19 protein-coding genes are annotated in these 19305 nt (G+C 56.7%); 13 read left to right on the top strand and 6 right to left on the bottom strand.

All coding sequences use genetic code 11. From position 1 onward, the window contains the following. Positions 1 to 53: 53 nt before the first annotated feature. Both ACQY4Z_RS02480 and ACQY4Z_RS02475 read right to left on the bottom strand, forming a co-directional pair. Positions 54 to 242, bottom strand: a complete 189-nt coding sequence (locus ACQY4Z_RS02480; RefSeq protein ID WP_133950422.1) for a sugar transporter — start codon at positions 240 to 242, stop codon at positions 54 to 56. A gap of 139 nt (positions 243 to 381) precedes the next feature. After that, positions 382 to 2070, bottom strand: coding sequence for a L,D-transpeptidase family protein (locus tag ACQY4Z_RS02475; protein WP_428526372.1), 1689 nt, complete (start codon positions 2068 to 2070; stop codon positions 382 to 384). A 276-nt stretch (positions 2071 to 2346) separates the two neighbouring features. On the opposite strand from ACQY4Z_RS02475, the gene cysS reads away from it, so the two are divergent. From cysS to rarD, 5 genes are all read left to right on the top strand, one after another. Beyond that, complete coding sequence (gene cysS, locus ACQY4Z_RS02470; protein ID WP_428526370.1) at positions 2347 to 3774, top strand: cysteine--tRNA ligase; 1428 nt, start codon at positions 2347 to 2349, stop codon at positions 3772 to 3774. Between the two features lie 81 nt (positions 3775 to 3855). Further along, positions 3856 to 4335, top strand: coding sequence for a GFA family protein (locus tag ACQY4Z_RS02465; RefSeq protein ID WP_428526368.1), 480 nt, complete (start codon positions 3856 to 3858; stop codon positions 4333 to 4335). Then, positions 4332 to 4838 carry a GFA family protein gene (locus ACQY4Z_RS02460; protein WP_428526366.1) on the top strand — a complete coding sequence of 169 codons (507 nt, stop codon included), beginning with the start codon at positions 4332 to 4334 and terminating at the stop codon, positions 4836 to 4838. The genes ACQY4Z_RS02465 and ACQY4Z_RS02460 overlap by 4 nt, the downstream gene beginning before the upstream one ends. Continuing rightward, on the top strand, positions 4835 to 6430 hold the full coding sequence (gene cimA, locus ACQY4Z_RS02455; protein ID WP_428526364.1) for a citramalate synthase: 1596 nt from the start codon (positions 4835 to 4837) through the stop codon (positions 6428 to 6430). The genes ACQY4Z_RS02460 and cimA overlap by 4 nt, the downstream gene beginning before the upstream one ends. Positions 6431 to 6456: 26 nt before the next feature. Further along, a complete protein-coding gene (rarD, locus tag ACQY4Z_RS02450; protein ID WP_428526362.1) occupies positions 6457 to 7389 on the top strand; it encodes an EamA family transporter RarD in 933 nt (310 codons plus the stop codon). Between the two features lie 12 nt (positions 7390 to 7401). Here the strand turns inward: rarD and ACQY4Z_RS02445 are convergent, their stop codons facing one another. Continuing rightward, a complete protein-coding gene (locus ACQY4Z_RS02445) occupies positions 7402 to 8661 on the bottom strand; it encodes a GGDEF domain-containing response regulator (protein ID WP_428526360.1) in 1260 nt (419 codons plus the stop codon). Positions 8662 to 8820: 159 nt separating this feature from the next. Beyond that, the gene (locus tag ACQY4Z_RS02440) at positions 8821 to 9456 is read right to left on the bottom strand and encodes a TIGR00730 family Rossman fold protein (protein ID WP_428526358.1); all 636 of its coding nucleotides are present in this window, start codon (positions 9454 to 9456) and stop codon (positions 8821 to 8823) included. A gap of 196 nt (positions 9457 to 9652) precedes the next feature. On the opposite strand from ACQY4Z_RS02440, the gene ACQY4Z_RS02435 reads away from it, so the two are divergent. From ACQY4Z_RS02435 to ACQY4Z_RS02425, 3 genes are all read left to right on the top strand, one after another. Then, positions 9653 to 11296, top strand: coding sequence for a LysM peptidoglycan-binding domain-containing protein (locus ACQY4Z_RS02435; RefSeq protein WP_428526356.1), 1644 nt, complete (start codon positions 9653 to 9655; stop codon positions 11294 to 11296). Positions 11297 to 11432: 136 nt separating this feature from the next. Next, entirely contained in the window at positions 11433 to 11822 is a 390-nt protein-coding gene (locus tag ACQY4Z_RS02430) for an ArsR/SmtB family transcription factor (RefSeq protein ID WP_428526354.1), read from the top strand. Between the two features lie 40 nt (positions 11823 to 11862). Further along, on the top strand, positions 11863 to 13818 hold the full coding sequence (locus ACQY4Z_RS02425) for an ABCB family ABC transporter ATP-binding protein/permease (protein WP_428526352.1): 1956 nt from the start codon (positions 11863 to 11865) through the stop codon (positions 13816 to 13818). Positions 13819 to 13869: 51 nt separating this feature from the next. Here the strand turns inward: ACQY4Z_RS02425 and ACQY4Z_RS02420 are convergent, their stop codons facing one another. After that, positions 13870 to 14052: a hypothetical protein gene (locus ACQY4Z_RS02420; RefSeq protein WP_209177599.1), complete on the bottom strand. Its 183-nt coding sequence runs from the start codon at positions 14050 to 14052 to the stop codon at positions 13870 to 13872. Positions 14053 to 14148: 96 nt separating this feature from the next. Here ACQY4Z_RS02420 and ACQY4Z_RS02415 point away from each other — a divergent pair, with 96 nt between their 5' ends. The 5 genes from ACQY4Z_RS02415 (at position 14149) to ACQY4Z_RS02395 (ending at position 18235) form a co-directional block, all read left to right on the top strand. Beyond that, on the top strand, positions 14149 to 15099 hold the full coding sequence (locus tag ACQY4Z_RS02415) for a LysR family transcriptional regulator (protein ID WP_428526349.1): 951 nt from the start codon (positions 14149 to 14151) through the stop codon (positions 15097 to 15099). Between the two features lie 159 nt (positions 15100 to 15258). After that, positions 15259 to 15963, top strand: coding sequence for a phosphatidylserine decarboxylase (locus ACQY4Z_RS02410; RefSeq protein ID WP_428526347.1), 705 nt, complete (start codon positions 15259 to 15261; stop codon positions 15961 to 15963). Between the two features lie 69 nt (positions 15964 to 16032). Then, on the top strand, positions 16033 to 16845 hold the full coding sequence (pssA, locus tag ACQY4Z_RS02405) for a CDP-diacylglycerol--serine O-phosphatidyltransferase (RefSeq protein ID WP_371932239.1): 813 nt from the start codon (positions 16033 to 16035) through the stop codon (positions 16843 to 16845). 21 nt (positions 16846 to 16866) lie between these two features. Continuing rightward, positions 16867 to 17373, top strand: a complete 507-nt coding sequence (locus tag ACQY4Z_RS02400; protein WP_428526345.1) for a GNAT family N-acetyltransferase — start codon at positions 16867 to 16869, stop codon at positions 17371 to 17373. 112 nt (positions 17374 to 17485) lie between these two features. After that, a complete protein-coding gene (locus tag ACQY4Z_RS02395; RefSeq protein ID WP_428526343.1) occupies positions 17486 to 18235 on the top strand; it encodes an SDR family oxidoreductase in 750 nt (249 codons plus the stop codon). Positions 18236 to 18253: 18 nt separating this feature from the next. Here ACQY4Z_RS02395 and ACQY4Z_RS02390 read toward each other — a convergent pair whose 3' ends face one another. Continuing rightward, complete coding sequence (locus ACQY4Z_RS02390) at positions 18254 to 19207, bottom strand: helix-turn-helix domain-containing GNAT family N-acetyltransferase (RefSeq protein ID WP_428526341.1); 954 nt, start codon at positions 19205 to 19207, stop codon at positions 18254 to 18256. Between the last annotated feature and the right edge of the window lie 98 nt (positions 19208 to 19305).

Genomic DNA, 19305 nt, shown 5'->3' with positions numbered 1-19305 from the left:
CCAAACTTCGTTATGAGACGCAATCAAAGAACGTTCTCGTTCTTTTGGCGCTTTTATATGCGGCTAGCCACTGTGACAACCAGGTTTCCATTGCCGCAACCAGTTCCGGTCATCAGGCAAACGCTTTTCTGTTGAACTTCGTTGCCGAATGCTTTGGTTCCGTCGGTGATTGCCAAAAGCGCAATGAACGGACCACCGAGAACAATAGCCAGGAAGATGATCACAAAAAGGCGGTTCAACATTTTCTCTCTCCAGAAGGCAACGCTGTGTTGTTGATCCGGAGAATAGGTTTTGCGCCTTGAACCCATGCTGAGTGCCGTATTCAGCTGGCGTTCAGGTTTATGAACTTCATTCAAGTTATTGATAGGTATGAGTAAATCTCTATAGATTCTCTGTCATTGCGGTCCGTAGCGCGTCCAGAAGCTTCTCGTCCCGGCCATATATGTCTTTTCTGAAGTGAGTCGAACCGTCCTTGTTCATCCATGCGGTCAGATAGGTGAGGTGTACTTCGATCGGCACGCTGGGTTTGACGACGGTTCGCTTTTCTGAATCCCGGATTTTCTCCCAATGCCCCTCATCCGCATTCTTATGGGCCAACAGGACATCAGCGAGTGCAAAGGGATCAGATACCCGGATGCAACCATGGCTGAAGGCCCGTTCGGCCCGGGAAAACAGGGATTTTGATGGCGTGTCGTGGATGTAGATGTTGAACTCGTTCGGGAACATGAATTTGATCCGGCCGAGCGCATTGCTGTTTCCCGGATCCTGCCGCAGCCGAAAGGGGAAATTGCCGCGGGCATAGCTGTTCCAGGCTACCTGCGTCGGGGCGATTTCAGTCCCATCCCGGAACACCCGGATGTTCTTGCTCGTAAGAGCCGAGGGATTTTGCTTCAGCTTCGGCAAATACTCCGACGTGGCGATGGAATAGGGGACGTTCCAAAAGGGATTGATCTCCACGTAGTCGAGCGTATCGGAAAACACCGGTGTGGCGTGGTAAGGCTTGCCAACCACCACCGGCGCCGTGTGGATGGTCTTGCCTTCCTTGACCACTTTCAGCTCTTGGTCGGCCAGGTTGACGAACACATAAAAGCTGCCGAGATCGTCCCGCATCCAGCGCCGGCGCTCCATGTTGAGCTCCATCTGGACCAGTTTTTCTTCCAAAGGAATGTTCAAGCGGGCGAGGGTTTCCTTGCCGATGACGCCATCGTTGGCTAGGCCGTGATGATCCTGGAAGGTTGTGACGGCTTCGATGAGAACACCGTCGTAAACATCGCCGCTGTGTTCGGCTGCTCCGGGAATGTCTTCTTCAATCAGCCGCTGCCGGAGCGCAGCAACGCGCGGATCGCTCATGCCGGGCTTGAGCACATCGCCCTCCGGAACAGTGGTGAAGGGGCCGCTGGCTGCTTTCTCGCGATATTGAGCAAGACGCCGTTTCAGGCGCGCGTAATTGTCAGAACGGGGCGCAAGACCTTCCAGGAACGCGCTAAAGTCAATCGCCTCTACGGCCTGTTCAAGCAGCATTGTCGGGTCCGGACGGTCCGGAAACAGGTTCAGGGCCTTGTTGACCTTGTTCGGTTGAACGCGGCCGGAGGAGAGGTGCGTGGCATAGCGCAGATACTGCTTGGTGAGTTCCAGCTCAAACTGAGCCCAGTCGTCTGCGGTTTGCGCCGAGGAGGCCATATCCACCAGCCCGAGCGGATCATAGTTTTCCGGATTGAGCGCGTGCTCATTTGCCGCCGCCATGGCTGCAACGGCCAAATGGGCGTTTTCGCTCATGCCTTCGGCGGAAAACCAGATCGGAGCAAAAGCGCGCTGCCCGTAAAACAGAACTGCCTTTTCCGAGACATCCGGTGACATCGCCGCTTGCAGCGCCTTGGCGATTGGCGTTTCCGGTTCCAGGAAGACGGGCGCTGGGACTTCCACGTTTTCTGCGGCACGTTGCGGCTTTGAGGTTGGGGCTGGCGCCGATTGGGCAAGCCCTGCCAAGGGCTGTATCGCGATCACCGCTGTTACCAGCGTGATCAGTGCTGCGTGTCGAATGTACCGGCTCGCATGATCTGTCCTGTGCATCGGAAAGCCCCTCCTTGATTCCCGCAACGTCAGATTAAAGGTTCCCGGCCTGCGCGCCAACGCCAGAACCTGAAGGAAGGGCTGTTTGCATGAAAAAGTGATCTTGACCGCTCTGATGAAACCGGTCCATAACCCTTGCCATGATGACGGCCACACGGAACATCATTATCACCACCATTATTTGCAGCTAGCGACACCGCTGGCTGTGGCCGTTCCCTCTTGGCAAATTTCCTTGTAGACGGACCGCCCGGCCAGCCGGCCAGGAGACCGTTTGACATGAGCGCCGCTGACCCAGCGAAATCCGGCACCTTCAAGGGCTTGAAGCTCACCAACACATTGACCCGTCAGAAGGAAGACTTCTGCGCGATCGATGATAGCAATGTGCGTCTCTATGTCTGCGGACCGACCGTTTACGACTTTGCCCATATCGGCAATGCGCGTCCGGCGATTGTGTTTGACGTTTTGTACCGGTTGCTGCGCCATCTCTACGGCGCTGAGCACGTTACCTACGCCCGCAACATCACGGACGTTGACGACAAGATCAACGCACGTGCGCTGCGCGATTATCCGGATATGCCGCTCAATGAGGCGATCGCCAAGGTCACCAAAAAGACGGCGGATCAATACCAAAAGGATGTTGCATCCCTTGGCTGCCTGGAGCCGACGGTCCAGCCGCGGGCAACCGAGCACATCGATGGCATGGTCAAGATGATCGAACTGCTCATCGAAAAGGGGCATGCCTATGTGGCTGAGACCGCGGATGGTGGCGAAGTGCTGTTCGACACGGTTTCAATGCCGGATTACGGCGGTCTATCCAAGCGCAAGCTGGATGAGCAGATCGCGGGTGCCCGCATTGCGGTGGATAGCCACAAGAAGAACCCGGGAGACTTTGTGCTCTGGAAACTGTCCTCACCGGAGGAGCCGGGCTGGGACAGCCCCTGGGGGCGTGGGCGTCCGGGCTGGCACATCGAGTGCTCCGTCATGAGCGAGCACCATCTTGGCAAGGTCTTTGATATTCATGGCGGAGGGCTGGATCTTATCTTTCCGCATCATGAAAACGAGATCGCCCAATCGTGCTGCGCCAACGACACAAAGACCATGTCGAATTATTGGGTTCACAACGGTTTCGTGCAGGTTGAAGGCCGGAAGATGTCCAAGTCTGAGGGCAACTTCTTCACCATCCACGAGCTTCTGGAGACGGAGAATCTCGGCGGCCGCAAATGGCCTGGCGAAGTGCTGCGCCTTGCCATGCTGATGACCCACTATAAGGAGCCAATCGACTTTTCCGTCCGCAAGCTGGAAGAGGCGGAGAACCTTTTGGGCAAATGGCCGGATCTTGTCGAGACTGATGCGGCTCCGGCAGCAGACGTGCTTGATGCCATGAACGATGATCTGAATACGGCCGCCGCCATTCAGGCCTTGCATGGCCTTGCGGGCGAGGCGAACAAGGACCCGGTTAAACTGGCCGAGTTTTCAGCTTCTGCAGCTCTGTTGGGTCTCAAGCCTGTTGCAGCGGATATGTCCGGCATCGACGAAACCGCAATCGCGGCTGCCATCAAGGCCCGGCTTGAAGCGCTCAACGGTAAGAACTGGGCCGAAGCCGACCGGATCCGCGATGAACTTGCGTCTCAAGGCATTGCGCTAAAGGATTCAAAAGACTCCGAAACCGGTGCCCGCGTAACAACCTGGGACCTCAAGCGGTGAACCGGGTCAGGGAAAGACTGGCCTAACGGTTCTTCGCAGTTCACGAAGAGCCGTTAGAGCAAAAAGGGAGAGGCAAAACGGATGGCGGAAGAAACAGACATCAAATCTGGTGGCTGCCAGTGCGGGGCGGTGCGGTACTGTGCTGAAGGGTTCAAACGGCCTTCCATCTGCCATTGCCGTATGTGCCAAAAGGCGGTCGGAGGCCCGTTTGCGGCGCTGGTCGTCGTTGAAAATCTCAGTTGGACGCGTGGAGAGCCAGCTTACTTTCAGAGCTCCAACCTCGTTCGGCGCGGGTTCTGCCGGGACTGTGGCACCCCGCTGACCTATGAGTTTGAAGGCTCTCATATCGACATCACGATTGCGAGCCTCGACCAGCCTGATCTCATCGCACCGGAAATCCAGTTGGGACTTGAGAACCGCCTGTCCTGGTGCGAGGGACTTGTGGATCTGCCGACCCGGACGGAAGAAGCGGAAGCTGCGGCTCAGGAGGTGTTTTCCGGCATCCGCAACCATCAGCACCCGGATCGGGATACGGTTGCCTGGCCGGAGGCCGCCAAATGACCGAGATCTACAACGGTGGCTGCCAATGCGGCGCGGTTCGGTTTCGCATTGAGGGAACACTGGGCGAAGCGAGCATCTGTCATTGCCGGATGTGCCAGAAGGCGTTCGGCAATTTCTTCGCTCCGCTGGTAGATGCGCGCCACGAAGATCTGACCTGGACCCGCGGGCAGCCAACCTATTACGCCTCCTCTGATGTGGTCGATCGCGGGTTTTGCAGCTACTGCGGGACACCGCTTGTTTTTGCCTATCGCGATTATCCCTTGATCGGGCTGGCGATCGGGGCATTTGATGAGCCCGCCCGTGTTCCCGTAACGAAACAACACTGGAAGCGGGACAGGATCTCGGGCGTTGACACATTGCATGCGTTGCCGGGCGGGCCCGAAGATGACCCGGAATTTGCAGATGTGATCGCCGAAATTGACGCCAGCAACCACCAACATCCAGACCACGATACAAAAGAGTGGCCCGTAGCGCCGCAGATGTCCGACGGAACAGACAGATGACCAAAGACCGCCTCTACCTTTTCGACACGACCCTGCGCGACGGCGCGCAAACCAGCGGTATTGATTTTTCCGTAAACGAGAAGATCGTCATTGCAGAACTGCTGGAGCGGCTTGGGGTCGATTATGTAGAAGGCGGTTACCCCGGAGCAAATCCGGCCGATACCGAGTTCTTCTCTCAAAAGCGGACAAAAATTGCGACGTTTACTGCCTTCGGAATGACGAAGCGGGCAGGGCGGTCGGCGTCGAACGATCCCGGCCTTCAGCAGATCCTGGCCAGTCAATCTGACGCCTGCTGTTTCGTGGCAAAGGCCTGGGACTATCATGTCGATGTCGCCCTTGGCTGCACCAATGAGGAAAACCTCGAAGCGATTGAGGACACCGTCAAGGCTGCGGTCACGGCCGGCAAGGAAGCCATGATCGACTGTGAGCACTTCTTCGACGGCTTTAAGGCCAATCCGGATTACGCGCTCGCATGCGCCCGCACTGCCTATCAGGCCGGAGCCCGCTGGGTTGTTCTGTGCGACACAAACGGCGGCACATTGCCCGACGAAATCCACTCTATCGTGACGAAGGTTCAAGAGATCGTGCCCGGCAGTCATCTTGGCATTCACACGCACGATGACACAGGTCATGCGGTGGCCAATTCCCTGGCCGCGGTTGATGCCGGTGTGCGCCAGGTCCAGGGGACCTTGAACGGTCTGGGGGAGCGCTGTGGCAACGCCAACCTGATCACGCTGATCCCGACCCTGAAACTGAAATCACAATATGCCGACCGGCTGGAAATCGGTGTCAGCGAAGACCAGCTTCAAGACATCACCGCGATCTCCCATGCCTTTGATGAGATCCTCAACCGCTCACCCAACCGGCATGCACCCTATGTGGGGGAAACGGCTTTTGCCACTAAGGCCGGCATTCATGCCTCGGCGATCCTGAAAGATCCGCAGACCTATGAGCATGTGGCCCCGGAGACCGTGGGCAACCAGCGCCGTGTGCTGGTTTCCGATCAGGCCGGGAAAAGCAACCTGCTGGGCGAGCTGGCACGTGTCGGCATCACGGTCGACAAGGCCGACCCTCGTCTGGACCGGCTGCTGGCCAAGGTCAAGGAACGGGAAGCGCTGGGCTATGCCTATGAGGCAGCGGATGCATCCTTTGAACTGCTTGCGCTCCGCGAACTCGGCGAAGTGCCGGATTTTTTCCAGGTAGATTCCTTCAAGGTCATGGTCGAGCGTCGGTTCAATGCCATCGGTGATCTGATCACGGTCTCCGAAGCGGTGGTCAAGGTAAACGTCGATGGGGAGACGCGCATGTCCGTTGCGGAAGGTAACGGCCCGGTCAACGCGCTCGACATGGCCCTGCGCAAGGACCTTGGAAAGTATCAGGCCGCGATTGAAGGGCTGGAGCTGATCGACTATAAGGTGCGCATCTTGAACGGTGGTACCGATGCGGTGACCCGGGTTCTGATCGAAAGCCATGATGCCAGGACCCAGCGGCGCTGGTTCACCATCGGTGTCTCCTCCAATATCGTCGATGCGTCCTTTCAAGCGCTGGTCGATTCCATCACATTCGCGCTTGTCAAGGCTCAGGAGAGCTAAGGTTCGGCGCCAGAAAGGCACGCGCTATGTCTGAGCCCGTGACACGCACCGAGGCGGAAAACGAACTCCGCCGTGGCCTCCTCTTTGGCCTTGCGGCTTACGGCATGTGGGGGTTCTTTCCGGCCTACTACAAGCTGACCGATACGGTTTCGGCGGACCTCGTCGTTGCGCACCGGATTGCTTGGTCCGTTCTGTTCGTTGGCGGCTTTCTGTATCTTCGGGGCCGCTGGCAGGAAGTTCTTGATGTCTTTGCTGACCCGGCAGTCTTGAAAAAACTCGCGATGTCCGCGTCGTTCATTTCGGTCAATTGGCTGGTGTTTGTTTGGGCGATTGCGAACGAGCAGGTGCTGGATGTATCGCTCGGCTATTTCATCAATCCGCTCGTCAGCATTCTGGTTGGGCTGATCGTTCTGCGCGAACGCATGACGAAATGGCAGTACATTGCCGTTGCCATGGCCGGTTTCGCGGTCGTCTTGCAGGCGGTTCTGGCCGGTGGGCTGCCTTGGGTGTCTCTGGTGCTCGCGTTCTCGTTCGCAGGCTACGGCTACGTGCGGAAGGTGACACCGGTCAAGGCAACGCCTGGCCTGTTCGTTGAAACGGTGCTGCTGTTTCCGATTGCCATTGGATACCTGCTTCTCAGCCTTTCATGGGGTGTCGATGCGCTGATCTTGGATGATATTCCAGTCCTCATTGCGCTTGCAGGCACAGGCATTGTTACGGCGTTGCCGCTGATCTGTTTCAGCTCGGCCGCACGCCGTCTGCCACTCTTCATGCTTGGTTTGATGCAGTACATTGCGCCATCGATACACTTTCTGATGGCGGTTTATGCCTGGGGAGAGCCGTTGGATCAGGTCAAACTGCTCGGTTTTGTCATGATCTGGATTGCGCTCGTGGTCTTTACATTCGACAGCTGGCGGAATGCACGAAACGCCAGAAAAGCGCAGCAGGCGACGGTCTAATCTGCTGGTCTGTCATCCGTCGGAAGCGACGGCGAGCATTTCAAACCCACTCCGCTTGGAGGCGTAAAGATGTTTGTCGGCGATGCTGAGCGCGTCGGAGATCTCTCCGCCCTCGAGCTTTGCAATGCCGACACTTGTTTGGCACAGAAGGTCGGTTCCCGAATGCCGGATCGGGTGTGTGCTGAGGCTCTTCATGAACCCGGCCAGTTTCAGGGTTAGGCTGTCGCGCGTTTCCGATCGGAAGATCATGCAGAACTCGTCGCCGCCCAGCCGGATGATCATGTCCTCCGGTCCGGCGAGCGCTCGAAGCTGGCGCGCAAAACCTAGAAGGACACTGTCGCCGACATCATGTCCGTATTCGTCGTTGATCTGTTTGAATGAATCGAGATCAAACACCGCAATCCAAGACGCTTTATTGCCCGAATGTGCCCAGGACTCGATTTGCTTCACGGCCTTTGTGAAAAGGAAGTGCCTATTGTGAACCCCTGTTAGCGCATCCTGCATGGCAAGGGTGTTGAGCTCCGCGATGCGGTCCATCATGTCCAGGTTCAACGAAATCCGGAGAAGGATTTCTTCTGGCGCATAGGACTTGTCGATGAAATCGGCAGCGCCGTACTTCAAGAAGCGGATGCGGTTATCTGAGTTCGATAGCGACGACATGCCGATCACGCTCAGGCGTTCGCGGCTGTATTTCCGCCGCACTGTCTTCAGAAATGCAAAACCGTCTTCGTCCGGCATGTAATAATCGGCAAGAACAAGTCGGATGTGCTGGTGATCCCGCAACATCTGCAGGGCTTCAGCCGGCGTGCTGGCTTGGTAAGTCTGATAAAGATGGTGCGATGTGATCTGGGCGATCCGCTCCCGGTCGACAGAGGAATCATCCAGAATCAAGATGCCGATCTTGGGATTGTAGGACAGCCGTTTCAGCAACTCAGCCACATAATCGAGGCTTGCGGGTGTATCCTTCAGGACATAATCGATCACCCCTTTTGCAAGGGCCTTTTCACGGACTTCGTTGTCGAACTTGCTTGTGAAGATGATAGTCGGAATGTTTCTGTTGCGGCAAAGGTCTACAATTTCGCCATTTGGCGCGTCCGGCAGAGTCAGATCCACCAATGCAAGATCGGGTTCGCAGATCGGCATGTCCAGGCAGCTTTCCGCTTCACTGAAATTTCGCGCGACCATGATCTGGTGACGTCCGATATCCTGAAGCCGGTCAACGATCGCCTTTTCGAAGAACGATGCGTCTTCCACCAGAAGCATAGTGCGCATGTAAGCTGATCCGCCCGTGTGATTTGCTTGGCAAATTTACAAGGGAAGAAGCTTCCAAGACCTTAACCAGAGGGTCAAAACATACCGAAAAGACCAGCGAAAATCGTCGTCCAGTCGCCGAACACCTAACGTTCGGAGATTTTCGTTATTTTTTGCTGGCTAAAGATCTGCGGCCGCCGCTCCACCTTCAAACGGCGCATCAGAACCATCGCCGATACTTTTTTCGAGCATGGGGATGATCTGATCCACTTGTTTGGCAATTAGGTAAGGGACTTCAGTGTCTGGCCGGATGTATCCCTGCGCGCGCATGTGATCGAGCAGCTCAAGAAGGGGGGACCAAAAGCCGTTGATATTTGCAAGAACAACCGGCTTGCGGTGCTGACCCAGCTGAGCCCAGGTCATCATCTCCACGGCTTCTTCCAGCGTGCCAATCCCACCGGGCAGTGCAATGAAGGCATCCGATTTCTCAAACATCAGATGTTTGCGTTCGTGCATGTTCTGGGTGATCACCAGATCTTCAACGGTGTCCAGCATCACCTCGCGTTTTTCAAGAAACTGCGGAATAATTCCCGTGACCTGACCGCCGCATTCCATCGCTGCGCGCGCGACGGTCCCCATCAGGCCAACCGAGCCCCCGCCATACACAAGCCTCAATCCGGCTTCGGCAATCAACTGGCCAAGTCGAGCGGCTGCCGCCTCATGTGCAGGGTCCGACCCGAAGCTCGAGCCGCAATAAACACAAACGCTTTTGAGATGCTTAGGAGAATTTGTCTTCATAACGACATGATGTGGCATTGCCCCATGCAACAGGTCAAGCATTGTGTTTGAAAGGTGGACCGGTGATCCGCGGTTTTCTTGCCGCAGCACAAAAAGGCCGTTATGCATGTGAATAAGTAAAACTGTGGGGCGCGCGGACATTTGCTGCCGTCTGCCAAGGGGAAGAGACGAAAGCACCGATCGATCGATCGCCTGGCTTTCGATGGGAAGAGCAATGAACAAGCAGACCCTGATCCGGACTTTGATAATCGCCGTGCCTGTCGGTGTGGCGGCATTGATCACCGGTTACTTCTATCGTGACAGTGGCGAGATGCCGGTGGAGCAGGAGCGCGCAGATAGCCAGGTTCCTGGAACCACAAACGAGTCCTCCAAAGGCGATCAACAGGCAAGTGCTGCTCCGGACCAGCAGGCCGTCACGCCTGAACCCGCAGTTCAGCCAGAAGAAAACCCGGCCGCCACACCTGACGAACCCGAGGCGTCTGAAACTGCGGCAGTGTCAGACAAGCCGAGCTTCGACGTGGTGGGTGTGGAACCAACCGGCGAGACGGTTGTCGCGGGTCGGTCGGAAGCCGGAGCCATTGTGGCGCTGACAGCAAACGGTCAGGTGGTTGGCAAAACCATTGCCAACCCGGCGGGCGAATGGACCATCATTTTGGATGAGCCGTTGAAGCCGGGCGACTATGACGTTGCTCTGGAAGTTCATGATCAGGGCGGAGAGCAGCTGTCCACGTCTGATGAACGGGTTGCCATCTCCATTCCGGACGGTGGAAAACAACAGCCGCTCGTGGTCCTGAATTCGCCTGATGGACCGTCCAATATCTTGCAAAAGCCGGAAGCGCCGGTCGCAGTCGCCGAAGCGCCAAAGGCTGAGGAAACTGTTGTCGCAACGGCACCTTCCTCTGACACCGGTGGGGACACACCGAGCACTGCTTCCGAAGAGAGTGTGACTGCTGAGGCGGGCGATTCTGATGGAACTGCCCCTGCTGCCGCTGAAACGACTGTGTCGGCAGCTGCGTCGAGCACTGACGCTGACACAGCTTCGAACGGAACTGCGACCGCAGACACACAACAACAAACTGCCGACAGCGGTTCCCAAGCGTCTGAGCAGACGGCAGAGGTAGCCGCAACCAGCACAGCTTCAGAAACGGAAGGCACCGCGGAGCCTACAGAGGCGACAACAGCCGCTGCCACGGACACACCGGCAAGTTCTGGTGATGCGGCTCCAACCGACACAAACCAGCAAGTTGCCGCGGCCTCTCAGGGCGAGACGAGTGCATCTGCCGAAACCGGCACTGAGGGCGGTAACCCGCCTGTTACGGTTGAAGCAGTGGAGTCGGAAGAGAACAAGGTCTACGTCGCCGGCACCGCAGAACCCGGATCGTCTGTCCGTGTCTATGTCGGTGATGATTACCAGGGCGAGGCCACAGCAAATTCCAGCGGCCGGTGGCTTCTTGAAGGCGACAAGTCGGTCGCGGAAGGCAATGTGGAAGTCCGGGCTGACATGATTGCCGAAGACGGCAAATCAGTGGATGCGCGGGCAGCCGTGACCTTTGAAAAACAACAGGATGAACAGATCGTCCTGACAAAGGTCGTCGCGAGTGGAACCTCCGGCTCGGCAGACGGTGATGGCGCGGACGTCAAGAAGGCGCTGCCTGTTGTGATCATTCGCAAGGGGGACAATCTCTGGCGGATCTCCAGGCGCCTTTATGGGGACGGTATCCGCTACACCACAATCTACCAAGCCAACAAGGGCCAGATTCGCGATCCGGATCTGATCTATCCGGGACAGGTGTTCCTGACACCGGAAGGAGACCTGAACTGGCCCGCACCTACCTCGGATACCGGCCGCAACGGCTGATAATTGTAGGGTTTTCAAAGCTATTATTGGGGCGGGCGCCATTTTGGTGTCCGCCCCAATTCGTGTTGGACCTTGTCTTTTTGGGTATTGATCGCATATTTACGATTATTGGCGCCGCCCGAAAGGAGTTCCCCGCATGAGCGATCAGGTTTGCCCGCCCACCGCAAGCGGCGAAAACGCGTCCGGTCTGTCGGGATGTGAAAGCCTGGCTGCACAGTTCCGGGCGCTTGGGCACCCGGCGCGCCTTGCGATCCTGCGGCGTTTGGCCGGTGAGAAAGAAGCTTGCTGTGGCGAAATTGTCAGTGCCTTACCGCTCGCTCAATCGACCGTGTCACAGCACCTTCAAGTCTTAAAAGATGCAGGGTTTCTGACCTGCGACACCCGTGGGCGCAATTGCCATTATGTTTTGAACTGGGATCAGATTTCAAAAACGCAGGAAGCATCGGACGCATTCTGGACGCTTTTGAACTCCGAGCACGGCAACGGCGTTCTTGGCGCGGTGAACGAGTTGGCGGCAAACGAATAAGTCACCGGAACGGCCCGCAAAGGGCATCGGGAGAGAATACTTGACGCAATCACATGGGACGTCGGCCGGTTCGGCACCGTCAAACCCTGCTCATGCAAAAAACAGCGCGCCCGCACAAAAGGCTGTTAGTGCGGATGAGGGCGACACGCTTTCAACGCTCAAAAACCTTTGGCCATATATCTGGCCGTCTTCACGGCCAGATCTGAAGAAACGGGTTTTGCTGGCAGTTGCTGCACTTGTGGTAGCCAAGTTCATTACCGTTCTATCACCTTATTTCTTTGCCTGGGCCACAGATGTCCTCGCTGGCGAAGATGTTGGCCTGCCAGCCTTCCTTTTGGCCCCGGTCATGCTGGTTCTGGCCTACAACGCGGCTCGGGTGATGGCCGTTGCGTTCAACCAGTTGCGCGATGCCTTGTTTGCCCGCGTGGGCCAGCACGCCGTCCGACAGCTTGCCAAACTGACCTTCCGACATTTGCATCAACTCTCCTTGCGGTTTCATCTGGCCCGGCGAACCGGTGGCCTGAGCCGGGTTATTGAACGTGGGGTCAAGGGGATTGAGTCGATCGTCCGCTTCACGATCCTCAACGGGATTCCGACCGTTCTGGAATTCGCGCTTATGGCTGGTGTGATCTGGTTCCAGTTCGGCTTTGCCTATGTCGTGATCGTTGCCGTGATGATTGTGGCTTACGTCTGGTTCACGATTAAGGCCTCCAACTGGCGGATCGCTATCCGCCGGGAAATGAACGACAGCGACACGGATGCCAATTCGAAGGCCATCGACAGCTTGCTGAATTTCGAAACCGTCAAATACTTCGGCAACGAGAAAATGGAAGCCGAGCGCTTCGATGTCTCGATGGCCAAGTATGAAAAGGCGGCGACAAAAACCTGGACGTCGCTTGCCTGGCTCAACTTCGGTCAGGCAGTGATCCTGGGGCTCGGAATGGCGGCCTGTATGGGGCTTTCTGCCCGCGCGGTCATGGCCGGCGAACAGAACATTGGCGATTTTGTTCTGATTAATGCACTGCTGATGCAAATCTCCATGCCGCTCAATTTCATCGGCTTTCTCTACCGCGAAATCCGTCAGGGTCTGGCCGATATCGAATCGATGTTCGATCTCCTGCTTGTGCCGGCCGAGATCAAGGACAAAGAGGGGGCCGCTCCACTCAAGGCTGTTGCAGGCACGATCCGCTTTAAAGATGTCGAGTTCCACTACGATGCCGATCGGCCGATCCTCAAGGGCGTGGATTTTGATGTTCCGGCCGGCAAGACGATCGCCATTGTCGGCCCGTCCGGGGCAGGAAAATCAACGATCTCAAGACTGTTGTTCCGGTTCTATGATGTGACCGGCGGCGCCGTTGAGATCGATAGACAGGATGTTCGCGATGTCACCCAGGAAAGTGTGCGCCATGCGATTGGCATGGTCCCGCAGGACACTGTCCTTTTCAACGACACTATCGCGTATAACATCCGCTACGGACGGCCGGATGCGTCCGATGATGAGGTCAGGGACGCGGCGCGCATGGCGCAGATCCACGACTTTATCGAAAACCTGCCGCAAGGCTACCAGTCTGAAGTTGGTGAGCGTGGGCTCAAGCTGTCCGGTGGCGAAAAGCAGAGGGTCGCAATCGCCCGGACGATCCTCAAGGCACCGCCGATCTTGATTCTCGACGAAGCAACCTCGGCTCTGGACACCCATACGGAACGCGAGATCCAGTCGGCATTGGATCAGGTGTCAAAGAACCGCACGACGCTGGTGATTGCTCACCGTTTGTCCACGGTCGTGAATGCGGACCAGATCATTGTGCTCGAAGCTGGTGAAATTGCAGAACGGGGAACACATTCGGAGCTTTTGGCCAACGACGGACTGTATGCATCGATGTGGGCGCGCCAGCGTGAAGCCGATGAGGCGGAAGAGCGTTTGCGGGCAGCGCGCGAAAACGACGATCTCGGGATTATTACCCGCGGGCAACCGGCGGATTATGTCCCAGCAAAATAGCCTTGGGACTTCGCCGCGATTGCACTCCTTGAGTGAAAAGAACTCCCGCGCTTAAGCCGCGCGGGAGGTTGGAAAGTCCTTGTCATTGGCGCTTGTGAGCCTGTTCGGCATCTTGGCGGCTGTCTCCACAGTCCGGCCGAACAAAAGGCCGGACAGGGCATGTCTCAAGCGGCGCAACTCGTAGTGACGTTCAGCGCGGGCGCGGTTTTCAAATTCGTCTCCGGTGTGGAACATGGTGGTCTCCTTCGTTTCGGTGGAGACGTTGTCCCATATTGCGTCCATTTGAAGAATGTGGCTTATATCGCAAGGATATTTCGAAAGTTTGGTATAATGCGTCTGGACGATTTGGAGTTCTTTATCAGGGTCGCCGAGCTTGGCAGCCTGTCAGGTGCCGGCCGGGAGATTGGATTGTCGCCGTCGGCAGCGAGTGCGCGTCTGACCAATCTTGAAAAGACGTTTGGAGCGCAACTTTTTGCAAGAACAACCCGGAAGACAACACTGACTGAAGCCGGCCGCGTCCTTCTTGATCACGCGCGGTCTGCGATCAATGAGTTGCAGCAGGCACGGCAAGCGCTCGAGGCGACGCAGGATACTCCTCAAGGCGCGTTGCGCATTTCGTGCAATACCTTCTTCGGCCGGAAACACATTCTTCCGCATCTTGTCGAATTCCGGAGCCTTTACCCGGATGTCCAGATTGAAATGGATATCTCTGACCGAATGGTCGATGTGGTTCAGGAAGGCTACGATATGGCCATCCGGGGCGCGCCGCTTGCCGACAGCTCACTTCTGGCCCGCAGGCTGGGCGGAAATCCAAGAGCGTTGTGCGCATCGCCTGATTACCTTGCCCGGAAAGGCCGGCCCAAAACCCCTGAAGACCTGAATAACCACGATTGCATCAGCATGGCGTCCGTCCCGGTTTGGTATTTCGATGGTCCGGACGGGGAGGTTGGTTTTGAATTGAAGAACCCGGTGATCAAGGGTGACAGCGGTGACCTGACGTATGATGCTGCCATCCATGGCCTTGGACTGAGCCTGAAATCGCTGGCTCATGTGTGGGAGGATCTGCGGGACGGGCGTCTCGTGGCTGTGATGGAAGATTATCCGGTCGCCCGTGTCGGGGCGATTTGGGCGGTTTATCCGCCAACACGCTTTGTCCCGCCTAAGGTCAGTGTCTTCGTCGATTTTCTGATCTCCAAATACGGCAAACCAGCCTATTGGGAGAGTGATTACCGGGATGCTCGGGCATCCGGTATCGGCACTGCTCCGGCAAAAAGCGCTTGAACTGCCCCGAAAACGGTTCTCATTGAGAAAAAAAGCTTTTAGAAGCGGGGGCAGTGGCCCTGCGCATCAGGTGCGCTCGGTGACCAATGAGCAATTTGCGGTGAGATCTTCGCCGCTCGAAAATGATCCTGCCCGTTTGTGGATGCTGAAAGCAGAACTATGTCGATTGTCGATTCCGTAACGAAATCCCTGGTCCCGGTTCACCGTGAAGGCTGGCCCTTCGTGGCCATTGCGCTGGTCGCGACCCTGGTTGTCGGCTGGTTCGTCGATCCTTTGTTCTGGATCGGTCTCTTCTTCACAGGTTGGGTATGCTATTTCTTCCGAGACCCGCAACGGGTGACACCGGTTGGCGACGGCTTGGTGATTTCCCCGGCAGATGGCGTCGTAAGCCATGTAGGTCCAGTGCGCCCACCAGAAGAGCTTGAGCTGGGCGCCGAACCTTTGGTCCGGGTCTCGATCTTCATGAACGTCTTCAACTGCCATGTGAACCGGGCACCGGTTGGCGGCAAGATTGTTCGGGTCGCATACCGGGCGGGCAAGTTCCTCAATGCGGAGCTCGACAAGGCCAGTGATGACAACGAGCGCAACGGTCTGGTGATCGATCACAATGGCACGCACATCGGTGTTGTTCAGATTGCAGGCCTGGTCGCGCGCCGGATCGTCTGTTTTGTGAAGGAAGGCGAAAACCTTTCTGCTGGCGAACGCTTCGGTTTGATCCGCTTCGGCTCCCGGCTTGATGTCTATTTTCCTGCGGGAACAGTGCCGAAGGTCGCGCTGGGTCAAACCATGATTGCGGGTGAAACAGTCCTGGCAGACCTCAACCAGCCGCAGGCTCCGGCACCCACACTAACCCGGGTGAGTTAAGGCGCGATCGTGATCGAGGATACTGGCCCCACATCCATCAAGACCAAGCGGCAGCCGCGTTTTCGCAGGGTGCCGCTGCGCCTGATCGTGCCGAACATGGTGACGCTCCTGGCATTGTGTTCCGGGTTGACGGCAGTCCGCATGGCGTTTGAGGGCCGTTGGGAGTTTGCCGTTGGCGCGGTTTTGATTGCCGCTGTTCTCGATGGGCTGGATGGCCGGGTTGCCCGTCTGATGAAGGGAACGTCAAAATTCGGCGCTGAACTGGATTCACTGGCGGATTTTGTCAATTTTGGCGTCGTGCCGGCGTTGATGCTCTACATCTGGATCTTGAATGAGGCTGGCTCTCTCGGCTGGATTTCCGCTCTGATTTTTGCCATTTGCGCCGCTCTGCGTCTGGCAAGGTTCAATGTGGCCTTGGACGATCCGGACAAACCAACCTGGGCTTCTAGGTTCTTTACCGGCGTGCCAGCTCCCGCCGGTGCATTGACCGTCCTTTTACCGCTTTATTTCGACTTTCTTGGCCTGTTTCCGCACTGGTTTGCAGACAGTGCGGTGGTCGCGGCTTACACCATTGCAATTGCTTTCCTTCTGATCAGCCGGCTGCCGACGTTTTCAGGCAAAAATTTCGGTACGCGGGTGCGCCGGGATTATGTTCTGCCACTGTTTGTCTTTGCCGTTCTGATTGTTGCGCTCACGGCCAGCTATCCATTCCGGATGCTGGCGGGCGGGTCAGTGCTCTATCTCTTGAGCATTCCCTTTTCGTGGCAGCAACATCGCAAACTTGTCCTGGCTGACACGGGACAGAGCATCGATGAAGATGGCGATGAAAGCGACACCGACCTCGATAACATTGCAGACCGTGACAAGGATCACGGCAGCTAATCGCGATAAGGCACGGGCGATATGATCTTTCGGGAAAGCACCACAGAAGATCTGCAAAGCCTGGAGCGGATCTATCCGGCTGCATTTCCGGATGAGGATCTCCTGCCGGTGGTCCGGTCTTTGTTGACTGGATCCGTCGATGTTCTTTCACTCGTTGCGGAAGACAATGGGAGAGTCGTTGGTCATATCGCATTTACGATTTGCAGTGTTGGCGATGTGTCTGTCGGTCTCTTGGCTCCGCTCTGCGTGGACCCGGCTCAGCACAAACAAGGGATCGGCAGCGCGCTGGTTCGCGAGGGGTTCAAGCGTCTTCAGGAGCGCGCGATCGACAAGGTTCTGGTGCTTGGGGATCCGGCATATTATGGCCGTTTCGGCTTCGCTACAGAGCGCGCGATCCACCCGCCTTATCCGATGCCTGAAGACTGGGCGGATGCCTGGCAGTCCGTATCGCTGGGGACAGGAGCTGATCAGTTGGAAGGCCCTCTGATCGTACCTGACGTTTGGCAGGATCCGTCCCTCTGGGGCTAGGCCCCTCTCTCCGCTACAACTGAATTCCAAAAGAAAGGGGCTCGGAAATCGGGTTTCTCGGTGGAGAATTGTGCGTCAATTAGGCTCCCTCACGTCAATGAGGGACTAAAAAATGTTGCAAGACAAAACAATTCTTATCACGGGTGCCAGCAGTGGAATCGGTGCAGCGGCTGTGAAGCTGTTTGCCGAAGCGGGAGCCAATCTGGTGATCACGGCAAGGCGAGCCGATCGTCTCGAAGAGGTCAGGAAAAGTGTGGGCGCTGACGCGGATCGGGTGTTGATTGTGCCCGGCGACGTAAACGATCCGCACTGCGCGAAAGGCCTTGTTGAGGCTGCAAAGGATCATTTCGGCGGACTTAACGGTGCATTTAACAACGCAGGGATCCTGGGCGATCTTGGTCCCGTTGAGGACATGCGTCAGGAAGCGTGGAACACTGTTTTGAATACGAACCTGACAAGCTGTTTTCTTGCGGCCAAATACCAGGTTCCGGCCCTTCGGGAAAACGGCGTCGGAGCAATTGTATTCACATCCACTTTTGTCGGACACACGGTTGGCATGCCGGGGATGGCAGCGTATGCCGCGTCAAAGGCCGGACTGATTGGCTTGACCCAGTGCCTCGCAGCGGAATGCGGCCCCGCCAATATTCGGGTCAATGCGCTGCTTCCTGGAGGGACGAAAACGGATATGGCTGGGGATGATCCCGAGCACCATGAGATCGTCAAAGGAATGCATGCGCTGAAACGTATGGCCGAGCCGGAGGAAATCGCCAGAGCGGCTATGTTCCTCTTGTCGGATGCGGGCTCGTTTGTCACTGGGTCTGCCATGTTGTGTGACGGCGGTAATTCCATTTCCAAAACATGACCCTGGCACCGGCCCACACTAAGCGGGCCGCATCCGGATGAATTTCTGTTCCATGACTTCCTGGCCCCACTGATCGCCGAGGTATTCTTCCGCCAGATCAAAGCCGTTCTTTTCATAAAGGGCGCGTGCAGCGTCCAACCCCTTCAGGGTCCAGAGATGAATTTCGTCGAAGCCGAGCCGGTCGCAATGCGCCATCGCTTTGTTGAGGAGCACTTTGCCGAGCCCCTTGCCGCGCAAGCGTTCAGACAGGATGAACCAGCGCAGGTGGGCAATGTTATTGCCCAGATCTTCGCCATCAATTGTGATGGAGCCGATCACGGCTTCATTTTCCAGAACGCTCCAGCTGTTGTTCATTGGACGCTCGACCCGCGGCATGAATTCCGCCATGGCTTGAGAAACAACACTTTCAAAAGCCGGTCCCATGCCGACAATCGGGCCATGTGTCCGGGCGTGCAGGGCCGAGATGTCACCGATCATGCCGGTCTGATAGCCTTCGACGACCGGATATTGTGTTCCGTCAGGCGCAGCATTGGAGCCGTCGCTGCCAAGGGCCTGGGCATAAGAGGTGAGGGCGTTGGCGATTGTTGCCGTGTCGACGCCCGTGATGTTGGCAAGCGCGGTGCGGGCCTGATTGTCTCCAAACCGGTTAATCGCAATCCAAGTGTCTTTGCCCTTTGGGGTGAGGTGGAGCTGGAAGGCGCGTCCATCGGTCTTGGATTGGGTTTGAACGATTTCCCCCCGCGTTTCCAGGGATTTCAAAAGACGGCTGATCGTGGACTTTTCCAATTTAAGCCGTGCCCCCAACTCCTTTGCAGTCAGGCCGGGAGTGAGGCCAATTTCTATGATTGCGTGAACCCCCGAGCCGGAAAGATCTGTTCCAGCGATCGTCTTTTCCAAAAAGCCAAACTCGCGCACCAACTTTCTGGACGCTGCGCGAATGTCTTCGATGAGGTGAGGGGCTTGAGGGGTCATGGCTCTAACATCCAAAATAGTTGTATTAAGCAACTATATAGGTGGTGAGCGGTCAGACGGCAAGCTGAAAAAAGAAAAGGCCGCCGGATACCGGCGGC

This window comes from Roseibium sp., assembly GCF_965276855.1.
Classification (GTDB): Bacteria; Pseudomonadota; Alphaproteobacteria; order Rhizobiales; family Stappiaceae; genus Roseibium.
Note: the sequence above shows the minus strand (reverse complement) of the source record. Positions and strands in the feature narration are given on the sequence as shown.